This window comes from Escherichia sp. E4742, assembly GCF_005843885.1.
Classification (GTDB): domain Bacteria; phylum Pseudomonadota; class Gammaproteobacteria; order Enterobacterales; family Enterobacteriaceae; genus Escherichia.
This window is the reverse complement of record NZ_CP040443.1, coordinates 2336100-2362849: the sequence shown is the minus strand read 5'-3', so window position 1 is coordinate 2362849 and position 26750 is coordinate 2336100. Positions and strand designations below refer to the sequence as shown.

The 26750-nt window shown below is 51.7% G+C and carries 19 protein-coding genes and 1 pseudogene; 10 read left to right on the top strand and 10 right to left on the bottom strand.

Translation table 11 applies throughout. The features are described 5' to 3' along the window. Positions 1-43: 43 nt before the first annotated feature. Positions 44-1147 carry an RNA-guided endonuclease InsQ/TnpB family protein gene (locus FEM44_RS11500; RefSeq protein ID WP_240726894.1) on the bottom strand — a complete coding sequence of 368 codons (1104 nt, stop codon included), beginning with the start codon at positions 1145-1147 and terminating at the stop codon, positions 44-46. A gap of 75 nt (positions 1148-1222) precedes the next feature. Then, positions 1223-1477 (bottom strand): annotated as a pseudogene (locus FEM44_RS25845) (transposase); the annotation flags it as partial. Positions 1478-1676: 199 nt separating this feature from the next. Between FEM44_RS25845 and argE the strand changes: the two are divergent. The 4 genes from argE (at position 1677) to FEM44_RS11475 (ending at position 8792) form a co-directional block, all read left to right on the top strand. Further along, positions 1677-2828, top strand: a complete 1152-nt coding sequence (gene argE / locus FEM44_RS11490; RefSeq protein WP_130206552.1) for an acetylornithine deacetylase — start codon at positions 1677-1679, stop codon at positions 2826-2828. A gap of 333 nt (positions 2829-3161) precedes the next feature. Next, positions 3162-5813, top strand: a complete 2652-nt coding sequence (ppc, locus tag FEM44_RS11485) for a phosphoenolpyruvate carboxylase (RefSeq protein WP_138159000.1) — start codon at positions 3162-3164, stop codon at positions 5811-5813. A 181-nt stretch (positions 5814-5994) separates the two neighbouring features. Then, a complete protein-coding gene (locus FEM44_RS11480) occupies positions 5995-7728 on the top strand; it encodes a phosphoethanolamine transferase CptA (RefSeq protein ID WP_135523464.1) in 1734 nt (577 codons plus the stop codon). A gap of 212 nt (positions 7729-7940) precedes the next feature. Beyond that, positions 7941-8792 carry an AraC family transcriptional regulator gene (locus FEM44_RS11475; RefSeq protein WP_135523463.1) on the top strand — a complete coding sequence of 284 codons (852 nt, stop codon included), beginning with the start codon at positions 7941-7943 and terminating at the stop codon, positions 8790-8792. Here FEM44_RS11475 and FEM44_RS11470 read toward each other — a convergent pair. The 5 genes from FEM44_RS11470 to FEM44_RS11450 are packed head-to-tail and all read right to left on the bottom strand — an operon-like array spanning position 8779 to position 13728. Then, a complete protein-coding gene (locus tag FEM44_RS11470) occupies positions 8779-9120 on the bottom strand; it encodes a PTS fructose-like transporter subunit IIB (RefSeq protein ID WP_135523462.1) in 342 nt (113 codons plus the stop codon). The two genes, FEM44_RS11475 and FEM44_RS11470, sit on opposite strands and share 14 nt — an antisense overlap. 1 nt (position 9121) lies before the next feature. Further along, positions 9122-10000 carry a [formate-C-acetyltransferase]-activating enzyme gene (locus FEM44_RS11465; RefSeq protein WP_135523461.1) on the bottom strand — a complete coding sequence of 293 codons (879 nt, stop codon included), beginning with the start codon at positions 9998-10000 and terminating at the stop codon, positions 9122-9124. Beyond that, the gene (locus FEM44_RS11460) at positions 9966-12263 is read right to left on the bottom strand and encodes a formate C-acetyltransferase (protein ID WP_135523460.1); all 2298 of its coding nucleotides are present in this window, start codon (positions 12261-12263) and stop codon (positions 9966-9968) included. The genes FEM44_RS11465 and FEM44_RS11460 overlap by 35 nt, the downstream gene beginning before the upstream one ends. Before the next feature lie 50 nt (positions 12264-12313). Next, complete coding sequence (locus FEM44_RS11455; protein WP_135523459.1) at positions 12314-12634, bottom strand: PTS fructose-like transporter subunit IIB; 321 nt, start codon at positions 12632-12634, stop codon at positions 12314-12316. Between the two features lie 14 nt (positions 12635-12648). Beyond that, on the bottom strand, positions 12649-13728 hold the full coding sequence (locus FEM44_RS11450; protein ID WP_135523458.1) for a PTS fructose transporter subunit EIIC: 1080 nt from the start codon (positions 13726-13728) through the stop codon (positions 12649-12651). Positions 13729-14037: 309 nt separating this feature from the next. On the opposite strand from FEM44_RS11450, the gene ptsP reads away from it, so the two are divergent. The 4 genes from ptsP to FEM44_RS11430 all read left to right on the top strand — a co-directional run bounded on the left by ptsP (position 14038) and on the right by FEM44_RS11430 (position 19219). Continuing rightward, a complete protein-coding gene (ptsP, locus tag FEM44_RS11445) occupies positions 14038-16539 on the top strand; it encodes a phosphoenolpyruvate--protein phosphotransferase (RefSeq protein WP_135523457.1) in 2502 nt (833 codons plus the stop codon). 11 nt (positions 16540-16550) lie between these two features. Beyond that, complete coding sequence (gene fsa / locus FEM44_RS11440) at positions 16551-17213, top strand: fructose-6-phosphate aldolase (RefSeq protein WP_000424833.1); 663 nt, start codon at positions 16551-16553, stop codon at positions 17211-17213. A 10-nt stretch (positions 17214-17223) separates the two neighbouring features. Then, on the top strand, positions 17224-18327 hold the full coding sequence (gene gldA / locus FEM44_RS11435) for a bifunctional L-1,2-propanediol dehydrogenase/glycerol dehydrogenase (protein WP_135523456.1): 1104 nt from the start codon (positions 17224-17226) through the stop codon (positions 18325-18327). Positions 18328-18601: 274 nt separating this feature from the next. After that, positions 18602-19219 (top strand): DUF1287 domain-containing protein, encoded by a 618-nt coding sequence (locus FEM44_RS11430; RefSeq protein WP_135523455.1) that lies wholly within the window; start codon positions 18602-18604, stop codon positions 19217-19219. 26 nt (positions 19220-19245) lie between these two features. Here FEM44_RS11430 and yijE read toward each other — a convergent pair whose 3' ends face one another. From yijE to metF, 3 genes are all read right to left on the bottom strand, one after another. After that, positions 19246-20151, bottom strand: a complete 906-nt coding sequence (gene yijE, locus FEM44_RS11425) for a cystine transporter YijE (RefSeq protein ID WP_001271242.1) — start codon at positions 20149-20151, stop codon at positions 19246-19248. A 93-nt stretch (positions 20152-20244) separates the two neighbouring features. Continuing rightward, a complete protein-coding gene (gene katG, locus FEM44_RS11420) occupies positions 20245-22425 on the bottom strand; it encodes a catalase/peroxidase HPI (protein ID WP_135523454.1) in 2181 nt (726 codons plus the stop codon). Between the two features lie 328 nt (positions 22426-22753). Beyond that, the gene (gene metF / locus FEM44_RS11415; protein WP_000007523.1) at positions 22754-23644 is read right to left on the bottom strand and encodes a methylenetetrahydrofolate reductase; all 891 of its coding nucleotides are present in this window, start codon (positions 23642-23644) and stop codon (positions 22754-22756) included. Between the two features lie 498 nt (positions 23645-24142). Between metF and FEM44_RS11410 the strand changes: the two genes are divergently transcribed. Then, positions 24143-25642: a PTS transporter subunit EIIC gene (locus FEM44_RS11410; protein ID WP_135523453.1), complete on the top strand. Its 1500-nt coding sequence runs from the start codon at positions 24143-24145 to the stop codon at positions 25640-25642. Positions 25643-25729: 87 nt separating this feature from the next. Then, positions 25730-26746 (top strand): Mal regulon transcriptional regulator MalI, encoded by a 1017-nt coding sequence (gene malI / locus FEM44_RS11405; RefSeq protein WP_135523452.1) that lies wholly within the window; start codon positions 25730-25732, stop codon positions 26744-26746. The last annotated feature ends 4 nt before the right edge of the window (positions 26747-26750 follow it).

The following is a 26750-nucleotide window of genomic DNA, read 5'->3' as shown; positions in this document are numbered from 1 at the left end:
AACTGAAGTCGCAGACTTTAAACTGCGACGACACCGACGAGGCTTATTGTGGAGCCAGTGATGGGCTCCCAACATCAGGCGTATTTACAGACGCCCTTGGCAAAACGGCTGTTTCACCAATCCATGCCAGATTTCGACTTGCATTCAAGTCGCTGTGCGCACGGAAACCACAGTGAGGACATTCGAAACGATGCTTATGTCGTTTACCCAGACAGCCGCAGCACGAGCAACTCTGACTGCTGTAAGCAGGGTTAACATATTTAACCATTATTCCGACCGCACGGGCTTTATATTCGATAAACGTCTGAAGCTGACGCCATGCCCAGCGGCGCAGGCGGGAACGGACCCGTTTACCAGCTTTTATCCGGTCACGAATATGAGTCAAATCTTCCAGTATAATTGTGCCAATACCCGCTTCAGCGGCAGCAGCAACGATAACTTTACTCGTTTCGTGGTTGGTTTGTTTTACCCGTCTCATCTCTTTACCGGAGACCTGCCTCAGCTTCTGTTTTGCACTTTGGCTGCCATTGGATTGGAGACGACGACGGAGGGCAAGGTGACGATCTCTTTCGTCACGAAGTTGTTCACCACCAAACAGCTTACCCAGACTGTGGGCGGCAAGGTTGTTTTCTCCCATATCAACGCCCATCGTTTTCTCAGAAACAACCATTGTTGTATCTATTATTTCAACAACAAGATTGAAGAACCAGAGACCTTTACGGAAGACAAGCTCTGCCTCTTTGGGGTGACCGGACGACAACATTCGTTGCTGATGTTCGCCGATGATCATTGGAACACGTATCCGCCCATTGAGCGTGTAAAGAGACAGGCTATTATCGCGCAGACTGTACGTCTTTTTATCGAAGTGAACACTGGTACCGTTGAAGCGAATCGTCGGCACAGCTTTCGCTTTATGTATGTGCCCCCGTTCTTTCTGAGATTTATAGGCTTTACAAACAGAAAAAATAACGTTGCAGCACATCTGGCTTCCAAGAGGGGTATGTTCACGCAAATCACGGTAAACCATATTGTGCAGCCCAACCCGGTTCCAGATTCGATGTTCACATACAACAGACACAAGACGGTTACAGGCATCAGCATACACTTCTCGCAGGACGGAGAGTTGTTTACTTTGTTCTGCCTTCACATCCAGTCGTATGCACGCTGTCCGCAGCATCGTTTACCGCCTTTTGTTTACATGTCCGGAACGCTCAATATAACGCTATATTGTCCTGGGGCTAACATTGACTGCTGTACCCACATAATACGAAGCGGCCCCCAAATACCCACCCCAAAACCGTTTTTTTATTGGTCGAAAAAGCTGAAACAGCCAACGTGCTGTTCCCCATTTCAAAACCTTAACGGCATTGGCTATTACTATTACATGCGGAAAGCTGACAAACAGATGGTAATGGTCTGGCCGGAACGCTTTGGATATAACCGCACAGTCCCACTCTGCGCAAAGTTTGTTCAGCGTTTTTTGGACTCGGCACTAGCTATAGCTCCCACAAGAATATCATGTCGATATTTGGGGCACTACATCACATGATATGCCGTTTGATAGACGCAATTTCTTTTCTTAAAAATATTAACTATGCATTTGGATATGCATTACATGTTGCGCTTCGCGCAATCCCTCCCTCGACTCAAGTCGAGGATTTCCTTGCGGAGGCTCTATGAAAAACAAATTACCGCCATTTATCGAGATTTACCGTGCTCTGATTGCCACACCTTCAATAAGCGCCACGGAAGAGGCACTCGATCAAAGCAATGCAGATTTAATCACTCTGTTGGCGGACTGGTTTAAAGATTTGGGCTTCAATGTGGAAGTGCAGCCCGTACCAGGAACCCGCAACAAATTTAATATGCTGGCAAGTACCGGACAGGGTGCTGGCGGCTTGCTGCTGGCGGGTCATACCGATACGGTGCCGTTTGATGATGGTCGTTGGACGCGTGATCCGTTTACGCTGACGGAGCATGACGGCAAGCTTTACGGCTTAGGCACTGCCGACATGAAAGGCTTCTTTGCGTTTATCCTCGATGCGCTACGCGATGTCGACGTCACTAAACTGAAAAAACCGCTCTACATTCTGGCGACTGCCGATGAAGAAACCAGCATGGCGGGAGCGCGTTATTTTGCCGAAACCACCTCCCTGCGACCGGATTGCGCCATCATTGGCGAACCGACGTCGCTGCAACCAGTACGCGCGCATAAAGGCCACATCTCAAATGCCATTCGAATTATGGGTCAGTCGGGCCACTCCAGCGATCCGTCGCGCGGGGTTAACGCTATCGAACTGATGCACGACGCCATCGGCCATATTTTGCAATTACGCGATAACCTGAAAGAACGTTATCACTACGAAGCGTTTACCGTGCCATACCCCACGCTCAACCTCGGGCATATTCACGGTGGCGACGCCTCTAACCGAATTTGCGCCTGCTGTGAGTTGCATATGGATATTCGCCCGCTGCCGGGCATGACGCTCAACGAACTTAATGGTTTGCTCAACGACGCGCTGGCTCCGGTGAGCGAACGCTGGCCGGGTCGTCTGACGGTCGAAGAGTTACACCCACCGATCCCAGGCTATGAATGCCCGCCAAATCATCAACTGGTTGAAGTGGTTGAGAAGTTGCTCGGAGCAAAGACCGAAGTGGTTAACTACTGTACCGAAGCGCCGTTTATACAAACGTTATGCCCGACGCTGGTGCTCGGTCCGGGCTCCATCAATCAAGCTCATCAGCCTGATGAATATCTGGAGACGCGGTTTATTAAACCCACCCGTGAGTTGATTACCCAGGTAATTCACCATTTTTGCTGGCATTAAAACGTACGCCGCATCCGGCACTGTTGCCAAACTCCGGTGCCACAAATAATGTCGGATGCGATGCTTGCGCATCTTATCCGACCTACACCTTTGGTGTTATGTATGGCGATTTTTTAACATTCCCATAAGTTACGCTTATTTAAAACGTCGTGAATTTAATGGCGTAAATTCCTGCTATTTATTCGTTTGCTGAAGCGATTTCGCAGCATTTGACGTCACCGCTTTTACGTGGCTTTATAAAAGACGACGAAAAGCAAAGCCCGAGCATATTCGCGCCAATGCGACGTGAAGGATACCGGGCTTCAAACAATAAGATGGGGTGTCTGGGGTAATATGAACGAACAATATTCCGCATTGCGTAGTAATGTCAGCATGCTCGGCAAAGTGCTGGGAGAAACCATCAAGGATGCGTTAGGAGAACACATTCTTGAACGCGTAGAAACTATCCGTAAGTTGTCCAAATCTTCACGCGCTGGCAATGATGCTAACCGCCAGGAGTTGCTCACCACCTTACAAAATTTGTCGAACGACGAGCTGCTGCCCGTTGCGCGTGCGTTTAGTCAGTTCCTGAACCTGGCCAACACCGCCGAGCAATACCACAGCATTTCGCCGAAAGGCGAGGCTGCCAGCAATCCGGAAGTGATCGCCCGCACCCTGCGTAAACTGAAAAACCAGCCGGAACTGAGCGAAGACACCATCAAAAAAGCAGTGGAATCGCTGTCGCTGGAACTGGTCCTCACGGCTCACCCTACCGAAATTACCCGTCGGACACTGATCCACAAAATGGTGGAAGTGAACGCCTGCTTAAAACAGCTCGATAACAAAGATATCGCCGACTACGAACACCACCAGCTGATGCGCCGCCTGCGCCAGTTGATCGCTCAGTCCTGGCATACTGATGAAATCCGTAAGCTGCGCCCAACTCCGGTTGATGAAGCGAAATGGGGCTTTGCCGTAGTGGAAAACAGCCTGTGGCAAGGCGTACCGAATTACCTGCGCGAACTAAACGAACAACTGGAAGAGAACCTCGGCTACAAACTGCCCGTCGAATTTGTTCCAGTCCGTTTTACTTCGTGGATGGGCGGTGATCGCGACGGCAACCCGAACGTCACTGCCGATATCACCCGCCACGTCCTGCTGCTCAGCCGCTGGAAAGCCACCGACCTGTTCCTGAAAGATATTCAGGTTCTGGTTTCTGAACTGTCGATGGTTGAGGCCACCCCAGAACTGCTGGCGCTGGTCGGCGAAGAAGGTGCCGCAGAACCGTATCGCTATCTGATGAAAAACCTGCGTTCTCGCCTGATGGCGACACAGGCCTGGCTGGAGGCGCGTCTGAAAGGCGAAGAACAGCCGAAGCCGGAAGGTCTGCTGACGCAGAACGAAGAACTGTGGGAGCCGCTCTACGCTTGCTACCAGTCCCTTCAGGCGTGTGGCATGGGCATTATTGCCAACGGCGATCTGCTCGACACCCTGCGCCGCGTGAAATGTTTCGGCGTACCGCTGGTGCGTATTGATATCCGTCAGGAGAGCACCCGCCATACCGAAGCGCTGGGTGAACTGACCCGCTACCTCGGCATCGGCGATTATGAAAGCTGGTCAGAGGCCGACAAACAGGCGTTCCTGATCCGCGAACTGAACTCCAAACGCCCGCTTCTGCCGCGCAACTGGCAACCAAGCGCCGAAACGCGCGAAGTGCTTGATACCTGTCAGGTGATTGCCGAAGCGCCGCAAGGTTCAATTGCCGCCTACGTGATCTCGATGGCGAAAACGCCGTCCGACGTACTGGCCGTGCACCTGCTGCTGAAAGAAGCAGGTATTGGATTTGCGATGCCGGTAGCACCGCTGTTTGAAACTCTCGATGACCTGAACAACGCCAATGACGTCATGACTCAACTGCTGAATATCGACTGGTATCGCGGTCTGATTCAGGGCAAACAGATGGTGATGATTGGCTATTCCGACTCGGCAAAAGATGCGGGCGTGATGGCGGCTTCCTGGGCGCAATATCAGGCACAGGATGCGTTAATCAAAACCTGCGAAAAAGCGGGTATTGAACTGACGCTGTTCCACGGTCGTGGCGGTTCCATTGGTCGCGGCGGTGCGCCTGCTCATGCGGCACTACTTTCGCAGCCACCAGGAAGCCTGAAAGGTGGCCTGCGCGTGACCGAACAGGGCGAGATGATCCGCTTTAAGTATGGTCTGCCTGAAATCACCGTCAGCAGCCTGTCGCTGTACACCGGGGCGATTCTGGAAGCTAACCTGCTGCCACCGCCGGAGCCGAAAGAGAGCTGGCGTCACATTATGGATGAACTGTCGGTCATCTCTTGCGATCTCTACCGTGGCTACGTTCGTGAAAACAAAGACTTTGTTCCATACTTCCGCTCCGCCACGCCGGAACAGGAACTGGGTAAACTGCCGTTAGGTTCACGCCCGGCGAAACGTCGCCCAACTGGCGGCGTCGAGTCTCTGCGCGCCATTCCGTGGATTTTTGCCTGGACACAAAACCGCCTGATGCTCCCCGCCTGGCTGGGCGCGGGTACGGCGCTGCAAAAAGTGGTGGAAGATGGCAAACAGAGCGAACTGGAAGCCATGTGCCGCGACTGGCCGTTCTTCTCGACGCGTCTGGGTATGCTGGAAATGGTATTCGCCAAAGCAGATCTGTGGCTGGCGGAATACTATGACCAACGCCTGGTCGACAAAGCACTGTGGCCGTTAGGTAAAGAGCTACGCAATCTGCAAGAAGAAGACATCAAAGTGGTGCTGGCGATTGCCAACGATTCCCATCTGATGGCGGATCTGCCGTGGATTGCCGAGTCTATTCAGCTACGAAATATATACACTGACCCGCTGAACGTACTGCAGGCAGAGTTGCTGCATCGTTCGCGCCAGGCTGAAAAAGAAGGCCAGGAGCCAGATCCCCGCGTCGAACAAGCGTTGATGGTCACTATTGCCGGAATTGCGGCTGGTATGCGTAATACTGGCTAACACCACTTCCTCTATCAACCCTCGTGCAATAGCGCGAGGGTTTTCTGAAATACTTCTGTTCTAACACCTTCGTTTTCAATATATTTCTGTCTGCATTTCACCCAGATTCTGGATATCCCTTCAGATATCCTTAAGGTTTTGTCCTTACATTCGGCGCTATTATCCAAAACGGGTTCTTACTATGCATTCCACTGAAGTCCAGACTAAACCCATTTTTAGCTGGAAAGCCCTGGGTTGGGCACTGCTCTACTTTTGGTTTTTCTCTACCCTGTTACAGGCCATTATTTACATCAGCGGCTACAGCGGCACCAACGGCATTCGCGACTCGCTGCTGTTCAGTTCGCTGTGGTTGATCCCGGTATTCCTCTTTCCGAAGCGGATTAAGATTATCGCAGCGGTAATCGGCGTAATGCTGTGGGCGGCTTCTCTGGCAGCATTGTGCTACTACGTCATCTACGGTCAGGAGTTCTCGCAGAGCGTTCTGTTTGTGATGTTTGAAACCAACACCAACGAAGCCAGCGAGTATTTAAGCCAGTATTTCAGCCTGAAGATTGTGCTTATCGCGCTGGCCTATACGGCGGTGGCAGTTTTGCTGTGGACGCGCCTGCGCCCGGTCTATATTCCAAAACCGTGGCGTTATGTTGTCTCTTTTGCCCTGCTTTATGGTTTGATTCTGCACCCGATCGCCATGAATACGTTTATCAAAAACAAGCCGTTTGAGAAAACGTTGGATAATCTGGCATCTCGCATGGAACCTGCCGCACCGTGGCAATTTCTGACCGGTTATTATCAGTATCGTCAACAACTGAACTCACTGACGAAGCTGCTGAATGAAAATAACGCATTACCGCCACTGGCTAATTTCAAAGACGAATCGGGTAACGAACCGCGCACCTTAGTGCTGGTGATTGGCGAATCGACCCAGCGTGGACGCATGAGCCTGTACGGCTATCCGCGTGAGACTACGCCAGAACTGGATGCGCTGCATAAAACCGATCCGAATCTGACCGTGTTTAATAACGTGGTCACATCGCGTCCGTACACCATTGAAATCCTGCAACAGGCGCTGACCTTTGCCAACGAAAAGAACCCGGACCTGTATCTGACACAGCCGTCGCTGATGAACATGATGAAACAGGCAGGTTATAAAACCTTCTGGATAACCAACCAGCAGACGATGACTGCCCGCAACACCATGCTGACGGTATTTTCGCGCCAGACCGACAAGCAGTACTACATGAACCAGCAACGTACGCAGAGTGCGCGTGAATACGACACCAACGTGCTGAAGCCGTTCCAGGAAGTTCTGAAGGACCCTGCGCCGAAGAAACTGATCATCGTTCATCTGCTGGGTACACATATCAAGTACAAGTACCGTTACCCGGAAGATCAGGGCAAGTTTGATGGCAATACCGATCATGTTCCACCAGGATTAAGCGCGGAAGAGCTGGAGTCGTATAACGATTACGACAACGCTAACCTGTACAACGACCACGTGGTAGCCAGCCTGATTAAAGACTTTAAAGCGGCAGACCCGAACGGATTCCTGGTTTACTTCTCTGATCATGGTGAAGAGGTTTACGACACGCCGCCGCACAAAACTCAGGGGCGTAACGAAGACAATCCGACGCGCCACATGTACACCATTCCGTTCCTGCTGTGGACGTCAGACAAATGGCAGGCGACTCATCCGCGTGATTTCTCGCAGGATGTTGATCGTAAATACAGCCTTGCGGAACTGATCCACACCTGGTCAGATTTGGCTGGCTTATCTTACGACGGTTACGATCCAACCCGTTCGGTGGTGAACCCGCAGTTCAAAGAAACTACCCGCTGGATTGGTAACCCGTATAAGAAAAATGCGCTGATCGATTACGACACTCTGCCGTATGGCGATCAGGTGGGTAATCAGTAATTATCAGCCAGGTGCTATTTGCCAGATGCGACGCTTGACGCGTCTTATCCGGCCTACAGATCAGATAAGGCGTTTACGCCGCATCCAGCAATACAAGGCGACTGAAACTGCCGCAATGTTTACATCGAACTCCCATCAGGCCACACTTTTCAGGTGGCCTTTTTTCATAATGCCAGTTACTGTTTTCCCGTCTACATACCTAAGGGAATAACATGTATCACGACGTCAGCTATCTGCTCTCCCGCCTGATAAACGGCCCGCTGTCGCTGCGCCAGATTTACTTTGCCAGCAGCAACGGTCCGGCGCCCGATCTCGCATATCAGGTCGATTTTCCACGGCTGGAAATAGTGCTGGAAGGTGAGTTTGTTGATACCGGCGCTGGAGCAACGTTAGTTCCCGGCGATGTGCTGTACGTTCCCGCTGGCGGCTGGAATTTCCCACAATGGAAAACACCCGCGACCACCTTTAGCGTGCTGTTTGGCAAACAGCAACTCGGCTTCAGCGTCGTGCAATGGGATGGCAAACAGTATCAAAATCTGGCGAAACAGCACGTCGCCCGACGCGGCCCGCGCATTGGTTCTTTTCTGCTACAAACGCTCAATGAAATGCAAATGCAGCCGCAGGAGCAGCAAACGGCAAGGCTTATCGTCACCAGCCTGCTTAGCCACTGCCGCGATTTGCTCGGTAGCCAAATACAGACCGCCTCACGCAGCCAGGCTCTATTCGAAGCCATTCGCGATTATATCGACGAACGTTATGCCACCGCGCTGACTCGCGAATCCGTAGCGCAGGCGTTCTACATTTCACCAAACTACCTCTCGCACCTGTTTCAAAAAACGGGCGCGATTGGCTTTAACGAATACCTGAATCATACACGGCTGGAACATGCCAGAACGTTATTGAAAGGGTATGACCTGAAGGTCAAAGAAGTGGCACACGCCTGTGGCTTTGTCGACAGCAACTACTTTTGCCGTTTGTTTCGTAAAAATACCGAACGCTCGCCGTCGGAGTATCGTCGGCAGTACCACAGCCAACTGGCGGAAAAACCAACTACTCCAGAATAAGGTGCGTTTGCTGCGGCGCAGAAAGCACCTTACGCACGGCGCTCATCACCCGCTGTGGTTCGCGCAGAAAAGCGTAGATACCGCATTGTACATAGCGACAATGCTCAAAACGCTCGGCACCGGAAAGCTCGATATCTGTAATCAGCAACACAACATCCGCACGGCGGATATTCTCGTCCGATAAGCGATTCTCCGTTCCCAGCGCCCCCTGAGTTTCAATGCTGACGCTCCACTTTTCCTGCTGACACAACTTTTCCAGCCGTTCTGCCGCCATATAGGTATGTGCCACACCGCTAACACAGGCGGTAACTGCAACCAGGTATGCCATCCTACCCCCCAACCGTAACCTGAAACCCAGCCTGCTCAGCCATTTCACGCATTAATGCCACATCGGCTGACGACGGTGCCGGTACATCTTTCATCGACCATTCGTACCCCAACAGACGGTATTTCGGTTCACCGTACTGATGAAACGGCAGCAGGTGGATCTGTCTGATATTCAACGGAATCAGCACATCCAGCGCCTGCTGCATATTCTCTCTGCTGAGCGTATAGCCGGGGATCAGCGGTAAACGCGGGATGACGTTGACCCCCTCACTTACCAGCAAACGCAGATTCTCCAGCACGCGCGGCAGATTCATTTTCACTACGTCCCGTGCTCTTGTCGGGTCCATAATTTTTAAATCAAACAACACTTCATCACACAATTTTGCCAGCGGTAGCAGTCGGTTTGCTGGTGCATCTCCGGCAGTTTCGATGGCGCATGACACGCCCCACAGCCGCAAACGTTGTAAAAACCGGGTAGCAAACTCGGCCTGCATCAACACTTCCCCGCCAGAAAGCGTGACGCCGCCACCAGAATTGCGAAAGAAGACGTCATCTTTCATCACTTCCTGCTCCAGCGCATCCAGGCTGATGTCACGACCAATCCGCTCAAATGCGCCAGAAGGACATTCATCCGCATCACGTAAGCATTTCGAGCAGCGCAGGCATTTCGCCTCTCTGCGTACCGTCTGGATTTTGCCGGAAATCGACTCCGGATTGGCACACCACGGGCACAGATGCGGGCAGCCTTTAAAAAAGACCACCGTGCGAATACCCTCACCGTCATTCAGCGAATAACGCTGAATGTTGAAAATGCGCGCCACGTCATCGCGGCGCGTTTCCACAACGTTACAACTGATGCGCTGTACGGCGGATAATGTCATCCTGAATTTCCTTCGACAGTTCGACAAAGAAGGCGCTGTATCCGGCAACTCGTACTACCAGCCCGGCGTAATCCTGCGGGCGCAACTGAGCTTCCCGCAACGTATCAGCATTCACCACGTTAAACTGAACATGCTGTAATTTAAGCTCAGTAAATGCCCGCAGGAAGTCGGCCAATTTGCGTAACCCGGCTTCACCTTCCAGCGTCGCTGGCGTGAATTTCACGTTCAGTAATGTGCCGTTAGAAAGCAGCATGTTATCCAGTTTACTCACTGACTTCAGTACTGCTGTCGGTCCCTGTCCGTCCTGACCCAGCATCGGTGACAATCCACCGTCTGCCAGTTGCTCTCCGGCAAAACGGCCATCAGGCGTCGCGCCAACCACCGATCCCAACGGGACGTGAGCCGAAACGGTATACGATCCCGGCGTAAAGTAGCCGCCGCGCGGATTCTCGTATTTTTCCACTTCTTTGCAGAAATGACGCAGTAGTTCGGCGCTGATGTTATCTACTTCGTCGATGTCGTTACCGTACTTCTCGAAGCGGTTAATTAAGCGAGCACGAATTTTTTCGCCTTCTGGCGTTTCGAAGTTTGCTTTTAATACCGACAACAACTCATCAAAACTTAAACGTTGTTGATCAAAAACCATCCTTTTCAGCGCATGAAGAGAATCGCTCAGGTTAGCGATACCAATCCCCTGGACGCCAGAGAAGTTATAACGTGCACCACCGTCAGTAATATCGCTGCCTTTTTCCAGACAATCGCTAATAAACGAAGAGAGCAGCGGTACAGGTGCCCAGTCACGGTGACCGATATCGCAAATATTGCTGCCTTCAACCATCAGAGTGATGTAGTGGCTGATCTTCGCGCGAATTTGCTCCAGCAAACCGTCATAACTCAACGCGGCATTACCTTCATTCTCATGCAGGCAGATTTCCATCACTTTCAGCAGGTTAAACATCGCGATGTCGTGCAGACCATAGGTTCTACCCGGAATAGATAATTCCACGCAACCGACCACGGAATAGTCACGCGCATCTTCCAGCGAAACGCCACGGTTGAGGAACGCTGGCACCACCACTTCATCGTTGAAAATTTGCGGAATACCGGTGCCAAGACGAATAGTTTCTGCGGTTTTCATCAGGAACGGCGTGTCGATCAAGGCGTTAGTGCGCACGCCCAGGTTCGGCTGCGGCAACTGTACACTTTGATAGGCGTCGAGGCAGAGGAACGAAAGCACGTTCACCGCACTACGTCCGTTTTCCGTTAAACCGCCGAGCAGCGCGGTATAGCCGGTCGGGAACCCCGCAAAATAGCGCGCGCTGCTGGTGGAGCGTAACAGCACGATGTCGTTGCACTTCACCCATAAAGATTCGAGCAGTTCTTTCAGGAACGCCGGATCTTCGCCCTGGGTTAATGATGCCTGATAAAACGGCAACATATACTGGTCGAAGCGTCCCAGCGACAGAGAACTGGCGTTGGATTCGTATTGCAGAATGATGTTCATGTACCAGAACAACTGGCACGCCTGCCAGAACGTCTGCGGCTTATGTTCGGCGTTATGGCGGGAAATTTCCGCAATGGTCAGTAACTCTTCGCGACGCTGAGCATCGGTGCAGTTTGCCGCCATCAATTCTGCCAGTTCTGCATAACGCAGAATGTGTTTTTGTGAAGCCTCCAGCAGTAACAGCGCGGCCTGATAAAAGTGATTATCCGGCTGTTGCTGGCAATGTTGCTGCATCTGCGCCACCAGTTCACCCAGCCCGTGATTCAGCAGGCGCGGGTAATCAATAATGATGTGACCCTGGCCTTTATCCGTCTGGTTGATGCTGAAAATTTGCGTGCTGGTCGCCGCTTTAACTTCATCCGTCATCTGCCCGTTAATGAAATCTTTCATCGAGCGTTTTTCCCAGTACGGGAATAACTCTTCGCGGTAGATACGTTTATCTTCTTCGCTAATGGCGAAGCGGTCTTGCGGGCGCGTCGGGAACTGATCCAGCTCTTTAAGCAGCCAGTAAGGGTCCATTTCCGGTGACATAATCCCGGCACGCGGTTTTACAGTGCGATTACCGGCAATCAGTTCTTCATCACGAATCGATATTTCAACGTGTTCAAGGATATACGCAGTGGCTTTCGCCCGACGCATAATCACCGGTTCACCTTCGGTTTGCCGATGACTGGCAGTGTAAAGTAGTGCCCGTTCCAGCGAGATTTCGCGATTTTTGGCAAACAGAGCAGTTTTAAGGTGTGAGATACGATTCGTCATGAGGAACTCCTGTGGGAAAACAAACCCGCCTTTGCAGGCGGGCTAAGGGCTTAAGCGGTCTGTACCAGATGGGCTTCAATTTTGTTCATGATGGCTTCAGCGCGTTTTACCGCGTCGCTGATGTTGACACGTACGATGGTTTTTCCGGCAAAACGCTCTTCAAACTTGATGCCGATATCTTTGGTCAGAATCACCATATCGGCGCTTTCCACGTCTTCAGCGGTCAGTTCATTTTCCAGACCGATCGAGCCCTGGGTTTCCACTTTCACTTCCCAGCCTTTCGCTTTTGCGGCACTTTCCAGCGCCTCTGCCGCCATATAGGTATGTGCAACGCCAGAAGGACATGCGGTTACTGCAATAATTTTCGTCATGGCTCGTTCCTCAATTAATTAATTTCAAAATCCAGATCCAGGTCGTCTTCCTTCTCATCAGTCGAAGACCCATTTTTACGCGCCAGACTTTTCAGCACGTTCACACAAACAGCCGTCGCTACAGCCCCAACAGCTACTGCCGCGATATAACCCAACTTACCTTCAACCACAGGCAGCACAATCAGACCACCCCAGCCTGCATAGCACTGCGCACCAACCATTGCCGCAGTGACCGTGCCACAGACGGTACCCACCATGATGGAAGGGATCACACGTAACGGATCGGCGGCGGCGAAAGGAATCGCCCCTTCGGTGACGCCAACACACCCCATCACCAGCGCCGCTTTACCCGTTTCGCGCTCTTCAGCGGAGAAATTTTTACGACCAATCAACGTCGCCAGCCCCATACCCAGCGGCGGGACACAGATCCCTACTGCCGCAATCGCCACCACGGTATAAACACCCTGAGCAACGCAAATCAGCATAAAGGCGTAGGCCACTTTGTTAACCGGACCGCCCATATCGAACGCCAGCATCAGTCCCATGATCACCGCCAGCATGATGATGCTGCCTTGCTGCATCCCCTGAAGCCACTGGGTCAGGCTGTTAGTCAACGCACCCACCGGCTCGCCCAGCCCCCACATCATGACGCCAGCGGTAATCAGTGTGCCGACGATCGGGATGATGAAGATGGGCATGACAGAACGCAGAACTTTATGCACCGGAATTTTCTTCAGGTAATGCACCACGATACCGCCGATAATCCCGGCGATCAGCGCACCAAAGAAGCCCGCGCCAAAACTGTTACCGACCCAGGCACCGATAGCACACGGAGCCAGCGCAGAGCGTTCTGCAATGGAATAACCGATGTACGCCGCGAGGAAAGGCACCATCAGCGTCAAACCCGCGACGCCGATATCAAACAGTTTTTTCAGATTCGGATCGGCTACGGCATCCGGCACTGCGCCTTTTCCATACAACATGACGGAAACCGCCAGCAAAATACCGCCCGATACTACGAAGGGAATCATGTGTGAAACACCCGTCATTAAGTGCTGACGGGTGTTTTTCAGGATCTGCACCAACTCATTCATAAGTCGCTCCCAGGCTTAGTAAAGCCCATGTCCATATTTTTAGATGGGAGAAACAATAGGCAATCACAGGCAGGTCAAACAGTGGATAAAAAGGCCATTTACTGGACTTTTGTAATGTCTGTACAAAAATGCGATCCGCCTCATAACTTGCAGTGACTCGGAGTCATGCCGAAGTAGCACATCTTGTGAGACGCGTCGCAAATTGGCAGTTACATTACATTTGTCCAGCTTTTGGCAGATTTGTCACATGGCAGGCCGTTGCCGTGCGCTCTTATCCTGTAAACAGAAAACCTTACCGGGAGAGAGGCAATGGCCCTGATTGTGGAATTTATTTGTGAGCTACCTAATGGCGTACATGCACGTCCGGCAAGCCACGTTGAAACGCTGTGTAATACTTTTTCATCACAAATTGAGTGGCATAATCTGCGCACCGATCGCAAAGGCAACGCCAAAAGTGCGCTGGCGCTAATTGGCACCGATACACTGGTGGGTGATAACTGCCAGTTACTGATTTCCGGGGCAGACGAACAGGAAGCGCACCAGCGTTTAAGCCAGTGGCTACGTGATGAATTCCCCCACTGCGACGCGCCGCTGGCAGAAGTTAAATCTGACGAGCTGGAGCCGCTGCCGGTTTCACTCACTAATTTGAATCCGCGCATTATTCGCGCCCGCACCGTATGCAGTGGTAGCGCAGGCGGCATCCTCACGCCGATTTCCTCTTTAGATCTCAATGCGCTGGGTAATCTTCCTGCCGCTGAAAATGCTGACGCCGAACAATCCGCACTGGAAAACGGCCTGACGCTGGTGATGAAAAACATTGAGTTTCGTCTGCTGGATAGCGACGGCGCCACCAGCGCAATTCTGGAGGCACACCGCTCACTGGCAGGTGACACTTCGCTGCGCCAACACCTACTGGCAGGCGTCAGCGAGGGATTAAGCTGCGCCGAAGCGATTGTCGCCAGTGCGAATCACTTTTGCGAAGAGTTCGCCCGTTCCAGCAGCAGTTACCTGCAAGAACGTGCCCTGGACGTACGCGACGTCTGCTTCCAGTTACTCCAGCAAATCTACGGTGAACAACGCTTCCCGGCACCAGGCAAACTGACGCAGCCCGCCATTTGTATGGCGGATGAACTGACCCCCAGCCAGTTCCTCGAACTGGATAAAAATCACCTAAAAGGTTTGTTGCTCAAAAGCGGCGGTACTACCTCACATACGGTGATCCTCGCCCGCTCGTTCAACATTCCGACGCTGGTTGGTGTGGATATCGATGCCCTTACCCCGTGGCAGCAACAAACGATTTATATCGACGGCAACGCCGGGGCGATTGTGGTTGAGCCAGGGGAAGCCGTAGCCCGTTATTATCAGCAAGAAGCCCGCGTACAGGACGCCCTGCGTGAGCAGCAACGAGTCTGGCTGACCCAGCAAGCCCGCACCGCTGACGGCATCCGCATTGAAATTGCCGCTAACATCGCCCACTCCGTGGAAGCGCAGGCCGCATTCGGCAATGGCGCGGAAGGCGTTGGTTTGTTCCGCACTGAAATGCTCTATATGGACCGCACCAGCGCACCGGGCGAAAGCGAGCTGTACAACATCTTTTGTCAGGCGCTGGAATCCGCCAACGGGCGCAGCATCATTGTGCGCACTATGGACATTGGCGGCGATAAACCCGTTGATTATCTGAATATTCCCGCAGAAGCTAACCCGTTCCTCGGTTATCGCGCGGTGCGTATTTATGAAGAATATTCCTCGCTGTTTACCACGCAGCTACGGTCAATCCTGCGCGCCTCTGCTCACGGCAGCCTGAAAATAATGATCCCGATGATCTCTTCAATGGAAGAGATCTTATGGGTGAAAGAAAAACTGGCGGAAGCCAAACAGCAACTGCGTAACGAACATATTCCGTTTGATGAGAAGATCCAGCTCGGCATTATGCTGGAAGTGCCGTCGGTGATGTTCATCATCGATCAATGCTGCGAAGAGATTGATTTCTTTAGTATTGGTAGTAATGACCTGACGCAATATCTGCTGGCTGTGGATCGCGATAACGCTAAGGTTACTCGTCACTACAACAGCCTGAATCCGGCATTCTTGCGGGCGCTCGATTACGCCGTGCAGGCGGTGCATCGCCAGGGTAAGTGGATTGGTCTATGCGGTGAACTGGGGGCGAAAGGTTCCGTGCTGCCGTTGCTGGTCGGTTTAGGGCTGGATGAACTGAGCATGAGCGCACCGTCAATTCCGGCGGCGAAAGCGCGGATGGCGCAACTTGATAGCCGCGAATGCCGCCAGTTGCTCAACCAGGCGATGGGCTGCCGTACTTCGCTGGAAGTGGAACATCTGCTGGCACAATTCCGCATGACACAACAGGACGCACCGTTGGTCACCGCCGAGTGCATCACGCTGGAAAGCGACTGGCGCAGCAAAGAAGAAGTGCTCAAAGGCATGACCGATAACCTACTGCTGGCAGGTCGCTGTCGCTATCCGCGTAAACTGGAAGCCGACTTGTGGGCGCGCGAGGCCGTTTTCTCTACCGGTCTGGGCTTTAGTTTCGCTATTCCCCACAGCAAATCGGAACACATTGAGCAGTCCACCATCAGCGTAGCGCGTCTGCAAACGCCGGTACGCTGGGGCGATGATGAAGCGCAATTCATCATCATGTTAACGCTGAACAAACACGCCGCAGGCGATCAACATATGCGTATTTTCTCGCGCCTCGCTCGCCGCATCATGCACGAAGAATTCCGTAACGCGCTGGTTAACGCCGCCTCTGCCGACGCTATCGCCAGCCTGCTGCAACATGAACTGGAACTGTAAAAGGAAACATCATGGAACTGTATCTGGACACCGCTAACGTCGCAGAAGTCGAACGTCTGGCACGCATATTCCCCATTGCCGGGGTAACAACTAACCCGAGCATCATCGCTGCCAGCAAGGAGTCCATCTGGGAAGTGCTGCCGCGTTTGCAAAAAGCGATTGGTGATGAAGGCATTCTGTTTGCTCAGACCATGAGCCGCGACGCGCAGGGGATGGTGGAAGAAGCGAAGCGCCTGCGCGACGCCATTCCGGGCATTGTGGTGAAAATCCCGGTGACCGCCGAAGGTCTGGCAGCAATTAAAATACTGAAAAAAGAAGGTATTACTACGCTTGGCACCGCTGTGTACAGCGCCGCACAAGGGTTATTAGCCGCGCTGGCAGGCGCCAAATATGTTGCTCCGTATGTCAACCGCGTAGACGCCCAGGGCGGTGACGGCATTCGTACGGTTCAGGAGCTACAAGCATTGCTGGAAATGCACGCGCCAGAAAGCATGGTGCTGGCTGCCAGCTTTAAAACACCACGTCAGGCGCTGGATTGTTTGCTGGCAGGATGTGAATCCATCACCCTGCCCTTAGATGTAGCGCAACAAATGCTCAACACGCCTGCGGTAGAGTCAGCTATAGAGAAGTTCGAACACGACTGGAATGCCGCATTTGGCACTACTCATCTCTAAAGGAGCAATTATGGACCGCATTATTCAATCACCGGGTAAATACATCCAGGGCGCAGATGTCATTAATCGTCTGGGCGAATACCTGAAGCCGCTGGCAGAACGCTGGTTAGTGGTGGGTGACAAATTTGTTTTAGGTTTTGCTCAATCCACTGTCGAGAAAAGCTTTAAAGATGCTGGACTGGTAGTAGAAATTGCGCCGTTTGGCGGTGAATGTTCGCAAAATGAGATCGACCGTCTGCGCGGCATTGCGGAAACAGCTCAGTGTGGCGCGATTCTCGGTATTGGCGGCGGTAAAACCCTTGATACTGCCAAAGCACTGGCGCATTTCATGGGTGTTCCGGTAGCAATCGCGCCGACCATCGCCTCAACCGACGCACCGTGCAGCGCGTTGTCTGTTATTTACACCGATGATGGTGAATTTGACCGCTATCTGCTGCTGCCAAATAACCCGAATATGGTCATTGTCGATACTAAAATCGTCGCGGGCGCACCTGCGCGTCTGTTAGCAGCGGGTATCGGTGATGCGCTGGCGACCTGGTTTGAAGCGCGTGCATGCTCTCGTAGCGGCGCGACCACTATGGCGGGCGGTAAGTGTACTCAGGCGGCGCTGGCGCTGGCTGAACTGTGCTACAACACACTGCAGGAAGAAAGCGAAAAAGCGATGCTTGCCGCCGAACAGCATGTAGTGACTCCGGCGCTGGAGCGCGTGATTGAAGCGAACACTTATTTGAGCGGCGTTGGTTTTGAAAGCGGTGGTCTGGCGGCGGCACACGCGGTGCATAACGGCCTGACCGCTATCCCGGATGCGCATCACTATTATCACGGCGAAAAAGTGGCGTTTGGTACGCTGACACAACTGGTGCTGGAAAACGCGCCGGTTGAGGAAATCGAAACCGTCGCGGCGCTGTGTCATGCGGTAGGTTTGCCAATAACTCTCGCTCAACTGGATATTAAAGAAGATGTCCCGGCGAAAATGCGAATTGTGGCAGAAGCGGCATGTGCAGAAGGTGAAACCATTCACAACATGCCTGGCGGCGCTACGCCAGATCAGGTTTACGCCGCACTGCTGGTAGCCGACCAGTACGGTCAGCGTTTCCTGCAAGAGTGGGAATAACCTATGCCAAACTCCCGGCTTGTCCGGGAGTTTGAACGCAAAATAGCCTGATGCGCTACGCTTATCAGGCCTACTTAATCTCTACAATATATTGAATTTGCGTGCTTTTGTAGGCCGAATAAGGCGTTCACGCCGCATCCGGCACTCTGTGCCAGTAATCTGAAACTCCCACGTTGATTGGGAGTTTTTCATCCGCTTCTGGACATTTTCTCCACAGAACAATCGTTAGCCCGGAAGGTCGAATCTGTGACTCTTATTTTCACGGATGAAACAGATGAAAGCTTCACTGGCGTTGGTCAGTCTTCTGGCGGGATTTACCAGCCACTCCTTAAAATCTCCAGCCGTTCCACCAACCGTGGTACAAATCCAGACCAACACCAACCTTGCCATCGCAGACGGTGCCAGACAGCAAATTGGTAGCACGCTATTTTACGATCCGGCGTATGTGCAGCTTACTTATCCTGGCGGTGATGTCCCGCAAGAACGCGGCGTATGTTCCGATGTGGTGATCCGCGCCTTGCGCAGCCAGAAAGTCGATTTGCAGAAACTGGTTCACGAAGATATGGCGAAGAATTTTGCCGATTATCCACAAAAGTGGCAGTTAAAGCGCCCGGACAGCAACATCGATCACCGGCGGGTGCCGAACCTGGAAACCTGGTTTACCCGCCACGATAAAACACGCCCCACCAGCAAAAACGCCAGTGATTATCAACCGGGCGATATTGTCTCCTGGCGACTGGACAACGGGCTGGCACATATTGGGGTGGTTTCAGATGGCTTCGCCCGTGACGGTACGCCGCTGGTGATACATAACATTGGAGCAGGCGCGCAGGAAGAAGACGTGCTGTTTAGCTGGCGGATGGTGGGGCACTATCGGTATTTTGTTAAATAAGCGATCGCCCCACATGAAGAAAAAATTCAGATCCTTTTTACACTGACGGCTTCTTTTTTCTTACGGCTCACCAGCGCCAGTGCCAGCACAATCAGCACAATACCGCTACCTTCAACGGCCCCCGGATTCTCACCGAGCAGCCACCAGGAAAAGAGTACGCCGCAAACGGGAACGGCCAGTGTGCTTAAGCTGGCAATACTGGCAGGCAAGTTTTTCAATACAAACAACCATAAGCTCCACGCCAGCGCCGTCGCCAGAATCGCACTGTAGGCCAGCGCCCAGAACACGGTAGGTTGCCAGTCAATTTCACGTTGCGGCACCAGTAAAGCGACCACACTCATCACCAGCGCCGCATACAGCATCTGCCAGGATGTTAACGACAATAAATCTACGCGCGGATGACGGGCGTAAAGGCGTTTAGCGACAATGGCGCTCGCCCCCCAACTGACGCCTGAGAGGATCGCCAGCATGGCGCTTTTCATCGAAGAGAAATCGAGTTGCCACGGCTGCAACACCAAAAATAAACCGAAAGCGGCAATCAGAATCGCGAAATATTGCCCGCGTCGCAGGCGTTCACCGAGAAACAACGCGGCGAAAATCACCACCCAGAACGGCATGGTATAGCTCAGGATCGCCACTTTCCCCGCTCCGCCGCTGACCAGCGCCCACTGCGCCAGACCAACCATCCCGCAGGTTTGTAACAGGGCAATGGCTAAGGTGTATTTAAACGGCGTCGGGCGCATTCCGCGACCACGTAATAAAAGGACGATGAATAAAACGAGGGCGCCGAAAATGCAGCGTAAGGCGGTAAAGTCGAAGGCACCGATATAACTGGTGACTTGCTTCATGAAAATCCAGCTATAACTCCAGATAAGTGTGAGCACAACCAGGCCACTGATTGCCAGTGGGTTGCTCTTTCCTGCGGCAGACATGAGAGATCCAGTGTGTAGTTTTCCTGTGGACACTATACGCCGGTAAAGAAACTTCAGCGACTGCCTGAAAGGCAGTCGCTGAAGAAGGTCAGATTACAGCAGGTCGAAACGGTCGAGGTTCATCACTTTCACCCATGCCGCCACGAAGTCTTTGACAAACTTCTCGTGGGCATCGCTGCTGGCGTAAACTTCTGCCAGCGCACGCAGGACGGAGTTAGAACCAAATACCAGATCCGCACGGCTGGCAGTGTATTTCACTTCACCCGTTTCACGGTCACGGCCTTCGAACAGCTCTTTCGATTCGTCGGTCGCTTTCCACTCGTAACGCATATCCAGCAAGTTCACGAAGAAGTCATTGCTCAATACACCCACGCGGTCAGTGAAGACACCGTTTTTGCTGCCATCGAAGTTGGCACCCAGTACACGCATCCCGCCCACTAGCGCAGTCATTTCCGGTGCAGTCAGCGTCAGTTGCTGTGCTTTATCAATCAACAGTGATTCAGTTGTAGCCTCACCCGCCGCAGCACGATAGTTACGGAAACCATCGGCAACAGGTTTGAGCAGCTCAAACATCTCAATGTCAGTCTGATCCTGACGCGCATCTACACGGCCCGGTGTAAACGGAACATTGACACTGATACCCGCTGCACTCGCCGCTTTTTCAACACCAACGACACCTGCAAGAACAATAATGTCAGCAAGCGAAGCGGTATGGGAGGATTTGTAGATCCCTTCCAGAACCGGCAAAGCACGTGCCGCTGCGGCATTAACTTCCCAGTCACGCTGCGGTGCTAACGCCAGACGCGCACCGTTGGCACCGCCACGTTTATCACCACCACGGAAAGTAGACGCTGACGCCCAGGCAACAGAAATCAGTTCGCTTACCGTAAGGCCAGAATCAGCAATAGCAGACTTCAGGTTGAGAATATCTTCCTCGCTCGGATTGAAGAATGCATGTGGCAGCGGATCTTGCCAGATCAGATCTTCTTTCGGTACTTCCGGCCCAATGTAACGTGATTTCGGCCCCATATCCCGATGCGTCAGTTTGAACCACGCGCGGGCAAAGGCTTCGTTGAACGCTTGTGGATCATCGAGGAAACGACGTGAAATCTTCTCAAACTCTGGATCAAAACGCAGCGTCAGGTCGGTGACCAACATCGTCGGCTTACGTTTCTTCGATGGATCGAACGGGTCCGGGATAATTTCCGGTGCGTCTACAGCTTCAAACTGGATAGCACCTGCCGGGCTGCGAGTCTGTACCCACTCATATTTGAACAGGTTTTCGAAGAAATAGTTGCTCCACTGAGTCGGAGTCTGGGTCCAGACCACTTCCAGACCAGAGGTGATGGCATCGGCACCTACACCGGAGCCGAAATCACTCTTCCAGCCTAAGCCCTGGTTTTCGATCGGAGCCGCTTCCGGATCTGGGCCTACGTGCGTTGCAGGACCTGCGCCGTGAGTTTTACCTAACGTATGACCACCAGCGATCAGCGCAACCGTTTCTTCGTCGTTCATTCCCATATTGCCAAATGTCGCGCGGATAGCTGCTGCCGCTGAAAGCGGTTCGCCGCTGGCGTTTGGCCCTTCCGGGTTAACATAAATCAGCCCCATTTCGGTTGCTGCTAATGGGCGTTTTGCCAGTTCTTCCGGGTTACGGTGAGCAAGCCAGGTTTTTTCGTCACCCCAGTTCACGTCGAGATCCGGTTCCCAGACGTCTTCACGTCCGGCACCAAAACCGAAAGTACGGAAGCCTGAGTTTTCCAGCGCCACGTTACCTGCAAGGATAAACAGGTCGGCCCAGGAGATTTTCTGACCGTATTTTTGTTTGATTGGCCATAACAAGCGACGCGCTTTATCCAGGCTGACGTTATCCGGCCAGGAGTTGAGCGGTGCAAAGCGTTGCTGACCACGACCAGCACCACCGCGACCATCGATTGAACGGTAAGTCCCCGCGCCATGCCAGGCCATACGAATAAACAGACCCGCGTAGCTGCCCCAGTCTGCTGGCCACCACGGTTGAGACTCTGTCAGCAATTCTTTCAGATCTTTTTTCAGGCCGTAGTAATCTAACTTGCTGAATTCTTTGCGGTAGTCGAAGTCCTCACCCAGTGGGTTAGAACGGTTAGAATGTTGGTTTAACAGGTCAACACGGAGTTGTTTTGGCCACCAGTCATGAGTGGTTGTTCCCGCACCCGCGCTCTGGTCATGCCCCCCCTGATGGAATGGGCATTTTCCGCTAGCTGTTGTGTTATGGATATCGTCTGACGTGCTCATCAATATGCTCCCTCTACAGTGTTACCCTTAAGATACACATCGTTAGAGAGAAGTTATAATTGAATTAATCCACGGATGCGATAGTTGGGATCTTACATATCATTAGTTAAAGAGATGTAGATCAAATTGATCGTAATTAAGCCTTTATGAGTATGTCTGATTTCGGACAAATACTTTATAAAAAAGGTTTTTCACTCAGAAAACTTCAAGGTATGAGGGAGAAAAACAAGGCTAACAACCTTATTTTCCCGCCCTCATTTCGAGGCAGCATTTTGTGCTCTGTTTAAAATTTGTGATCACTGTGTGATTTTTACAAAAGCCACAATATTTATAAACCAGGTCTAACCCCCAGCGTATGGCAAATCGCGTAACTCATTTCAGCGCGGTTAAGCGTATAGAAGTGGAAATCTTTCACTCCTTCTCGGCTTAAAATCTTCACCATATCCATCGCGATATTCGCCCCCACCAGTTTACGGGTTTCAGCGTCGTCATCCAGGCCGTCAAACATTTGCGCCATCCACGCCGGAATACGCACGTTGGTCATGTCGGCAAATTTCTTCGCCTGTTTAAAGTTAGATACTGGCAAAATGCCCGGAATGATTTCCACATCAATACCCGCCGAAACACAACGATCACGAAAACGCAGGTAGCTTTCGACATCGAAGAAGAACTGAGTAATCGCGCGATTGGCTCCGGCATCGACTTTGCGTTTCAGGTTGAGCAAATCCGCCTGAGCGCTTTTTGCTTCCGGGTGAACCTCCGGATACGCCGCCACGGAGATATCGAAATCCGCGACTTCTTTTAACAGCGTCACCAGGTCAGAGGCATACATTTCCGGTTTACCGCTTCCCGGCGGCAGGTCGCCACGCAGCGCCACGATATGGCGAATACCGTTATTCCAGTAGTCGCGGGCGATGGTCCGCAGCTCGTCAGGCGTCGCATCAATGCAGGTGAGATGCGGCGCAGCCTCCAGACCCGTACGGTCTTTAATGCCTTTAATAATACTGTGCGTGCGGTCGCGCTCGCCGGAGTTTGCGCCATAGGTCACTGAAACAAATTTCGGTTTCAGGCTGCTAAGACGATCGATGGAGTTCCATAGGGTCTGCTCCATTTCACTGGTACGCGGCGGGAAAAATTCGAACGAAACATTAATCTGCCCCTGGACTTCGGCCAGGCTCTGATTCAGGGCATCCCGCTGGCTGGCGTGAAAAAAGCTCATACCTTACCTCATCAATCGCTTGTAGTTATATGTTGTGTTGTGAACATCTATCCATTTAGACGTCCAGATGTAAAGATGAAGGAAAAGCTGAGGGGCGTCAACCGAAAAATGCCCCATGATGGTGAGGAATAATCAGTGAAGATGAATTTTCTTCATTTGAATGTGGGAGTAAATGGGTTCTCTCGCATTATCGCGCGCGAAGTAATGAATAAACGGATAAGCCATCGGCTTCAAATTTATTTAAATAAGAGTTAATTAATATGCTCGTCAATGTTATCTGGACACTTATTTAAATAAAACAAATAGATACCATAATTTGCATTCAATACTGCATGTTTATTATTTGAACTACTTCAAACTATTAACAATTTCTCCAAAATTATGTTGCAGAGCAATTATGCATCCCCCACGATAAGTAGAACGTTCTACTAGAACGTTCTACTTATACAAAAAAAGACTAATTCGCGCAGATTTATGCGCTATTCGGGGGAAATCAGAATGAATCTGATGTCGAGTTTCGTGAAGTCACTTTCTAAATTGTCGATGATTGGTCGCGCCCTAATGCTACCAATTTCGCTTCTGCCTGCCGCTGGGTTGTTACTGGCGTTCGGCGATAAATTCCATTTGCCGTTGATGATGAATGCAGGCGGCATTATTTTTGATAACTTGCCGATGCTTTTTGCTATCGGTTCCGCCGTAGGGCTGGCTTCTGAATCAGGAATTGCGGCGTTATCCGCAGCCGTTTCCGTTTTTGTCACCAATATCACCATCAGCACCGTACTTAGCATCACGCCAGAAATGGCCGGGCAAGGCGGCAAATACGCGATGGTGGTGGGTATCCCCACATTGCAAATGGGCGTTTTTGGCGGCCTGATATGCGGGATTCTGGCAGCGTGGTGTTACAACCGTTTTCATACCATGCAATTACCAGAATTCCTTGGTTTTTTCTCCGGAAAACGCTTTGTCGCTATCGCGACGGCTTTTCTCTCCTTCATTCTTGGCCTGTTACTGCCCTATGTCTGGCAACATATTCAGTCGGGAATCGATGCATTATCGGTTATCGTTAATGGTAACAACCAGGCGGCATCGACCTTTATTTTTGGTGTAACTGAACGGGCGCTCATTCCCCTTGGCTTGCACCACATCTGGTATCCGTCGTTTTGGTACTCTTTTGGGGATTACACTACCCATACCGGGCAAATGATTCACGGCGATCAGACGATTTGGTTCAAGATGTTGGAAGAAGGGGTGAAATCATTTAGCAGCGACAGTTATCATAACGCCGGTAAATTTATGCAAGGCGAATTCCCCCTGATGCTGTTTGCCCTGCCTGCGGCGTGCCTGGCGATGTACCATGAAGCGTACACAAAGAATAAGAAAATTGCCGCCGGTATTCTGTTCTCTGCCGCATTAACCTGTTTTCTGACCGGTATTACAGAACCCGTTGAATTTACATTTATCTTTGTCGCCCCTGTGCTGTATGTCTTCAATGCCATTATGGCGGGTCTTTCCTATATGGCGATGTATCTGCTGCATGCACATATTGCCAAATCTTTCTCTGCGGGGCTTATTGACTATATTTCGTTTGGCATCCTGCCATCCTTTAATGGCTACGAAACCAATTTCCTGAGCGCCATTTTCGTCGGCGTGCCAATGGCGGTGATCTACTACTTCACCTTCCGCTTTGTTATTCGTCGTTTTGATGTGAAAACGCCTGGTCGCACCGAAACTACGGTTAGTGCTAATGATAAAACCGATGACGAGCTGGCAACAGAAATCATCACGCTGCTTGGCGGTCAGCAAAACATTAAATCGGTAGGCTCCTGCATCACGCGTTTACGTCTGGAAGTCTCTGATAAAGAAGCGGTGGATCAGGATGGTCTGAATAATATTGGCGCCCGTGGCGTGGTTTTTGTTGGCGATAACGGCATTCAGGTAATTTTTGGCGCGCGAGCGCAATTTATCGCGCAAACCATGTCGACGATGATCGGTAAATAGCCTTAAGATTACTCGATGTCAGAGGTTCTGGTCCCTGACCAGAACCTTCTCGCTATTTAAAGAATCAACGTTGTTCAGGGAGTGAGTTTGAAGAAAGTCAGCATAATTGATGTTGCCAAAAGAGCTGGAGTTTCCGTCTCTACTGTGTCGCTAGTGTTGCGCCAGAAAGGGAAAATCTCGGAGACGACCATCGGGAAAGTTCATGCTGCTATTGACGAACTGGGCTACGTGCATAATGTTGCCGCCGCCAATTTACGTTCCCACACTTCAAATCTTATTGGACTGATTTTACGTGATTTTAGCGATAGCTTTTCCATCAAAGTGATGGCCAGCATTGTTCAGGAACTGGAAGCTCAGGGATATATGGTTTTCCTCGGGCAACCACAGAACGAGCATGAACATCTTGAACGTTGTTTACTTTCCTTCAAGCAACAAGGTGTTGCCGGAGTGATTTATCTGGCTTCCGATGCGCATCGTGAAACCCTCCCCACACTAATCCGCCAGTGTTCGCTTCCCCTTGTTGTCGCGTCACAAACGCCTATCAAAGATGAGTGCAACCTGGTGTTGCGTGACAACCAGCAGGCAGCAAGTCTTGCCACTCGTTATTTAATTGAGCGCGGCCATCGTTACATTGCCTATCTCGGTGGCAGAGAAAGCGATCTTATCCGTCAGCAGCGACTGGTTGGTTTTCGCCAGACCCTGGCAAAATTTGGCATTGCTTGTCGTGACGAGTTCACGCCAGCCTGTGACGATAATACCAACGCCGCCAGCATAGCTACGCGCCAGTTGCTGGAGAATAACAACGCCATTACCGCCCTGCTCTGCCATTCCCCTGATGCCATGATTGGCGGTATCAACGGCATACATCAAGTGGGGCGCACCGTCGGGAAAGACGTCTTTCTGACCCAGCAGGTAGCGCTAATTGGTTTTGAAGATATGCTGCACATCAACCTGACCTCTCCTGTTTTCACCTGGGTCTCTTCCGCCAGTGAAGAAACCGGACGCCAGGCAGCGACCCTGATGATTCGCAAATTAAAAGACCCGGATTTGCAAACCCAAAGAATTGCGCTTTCCGGGCAACTGGTGGTGCGAGAATCGGCGTAAAAGA

What these genes read in the sequence shown, in the direction of transcription:
- argE (WP_130206552.1), top strand. Translation starts at nt 1,677, where the DNA reads ATGAAAAACAAATTACCGCCATTTATCGAGATTTACCGTGCTCTGATT.
- ppc (WP_138159000.1), top strand. Translation starts at nt 3,162, where the DNA reads ATGAACGAACAATATTCCGCATTGCGTAGTAATGTCAGCATGCTCGGC.
- FEM44_RS11480 (WP_135523464.1), top strand. Translation starts at nt 5,995, where the DNA reads ATGCATTCCACTGAAGTCCAGACTAAACCCATTTTTAGCTGGAAAGCC.
- FEM44_RS11475 (WP_135523463.1), top strand. Translation starts at nt 7,941, where the DNA reads ATGTATCACGACGTCAGCTATCTGCTCTCCCGCCTGATAAACGGCCCG.
- FEM44_RS11470 (WP_135523462.1), bottom strand. Translation starts at nt 9,120, where the DNA reads ATGGCATACCTGGTTGCAGTTACCGCCTGTGTTAGCGGTGTGGCACAT.
- FEM44_RS11465 (WP_135523461.1), bottom strand. Translation starts at nt 10,000, where the DNA reads ATGACATTATCCGCCGTACAGCGCATCAGTTGTAACGTTGTGGAAACG.
- FEM44_RS11460 (WP_135523460.1), bottom strand. Translation starts at nt 12,263, where the DNA reads ATGACGAATCGTATCTCACACCTTAAAACTGCTCTGTTTGCCAAAAAT.
- FEM44_RS11455 (WP_135523459.1), bottom strand. Translation starts at nt 12,634, where the DNA reads ATGACGAAAATTATTGCAGTAACCGCATGTCCTTCTGGCGTTGCACAT.
- FEM44_RS11450 (WP_135523458.1), bottom strand. Translation starts at nt 13,728, where the DNA reads ATGAATGAGTTGGTGCAGATCCTGAAAAACACCCGTCAGCACTTAATG.
- ptsP (WP_135523457.1), top strand. Translation starts at nt 14,038, where the DNA reads ATGGCCCTGATTGTGGAATTTATTTGTGAGCTACCTAATGGCGTACAT.
- fsa (WP_000424833.1), top strand. Translation starts at nt 16,551, where the DNA reads ATGGAACTGTATCTGGACACCGCTAACGTCGCAGAAGTCGAACGTCTG.
- gldA (WP_135523456.1), top strand. Translation starts at nt 17,224, where the DNA reads ATGGACCGCATTATTCAATCACCGGGTAAATACATCCAGGGCGCAGAT.
- FEM44_RS11430 (WP_135523455.1), top strand. Translation starts at nt 18,602, where the DNA reads ATGAAAGCTTCACTGGCGTTGGTCAGTCTTCTGGCGGGATTTACCAGC.
- yijE (WP_001271242.1), bottom strand. Translation starts at nt 20,151, where the DNA reads ATGTCTGCCGCAGGAAAGAGCAACCCACTGGCAATCAGTGGCCTGGTT.
- katG (WP_135523454.1), bottom strand. Translation starts at nt 22,425, where the DNA reads ATGAGCACGTCAGACGATATCCATAACACAACAGCTAGCGGAAAATGC.
- metF (WP_000007523.1), bottom strand. Translation starts at nt 23,644, where the DNA reads ATGAGCTTTTTTCACGCCAGCCAGCGGGATGCCCTGAATCAGAGCCTG.
- FEM44_RS11410 (WP_135523453.1), top strand. Translation starts at nt 24,143, where the DNA reads ATGAATCTGATGTCGAGTTTCGTGAAGTCACTTTCTAAATTGTCGATG.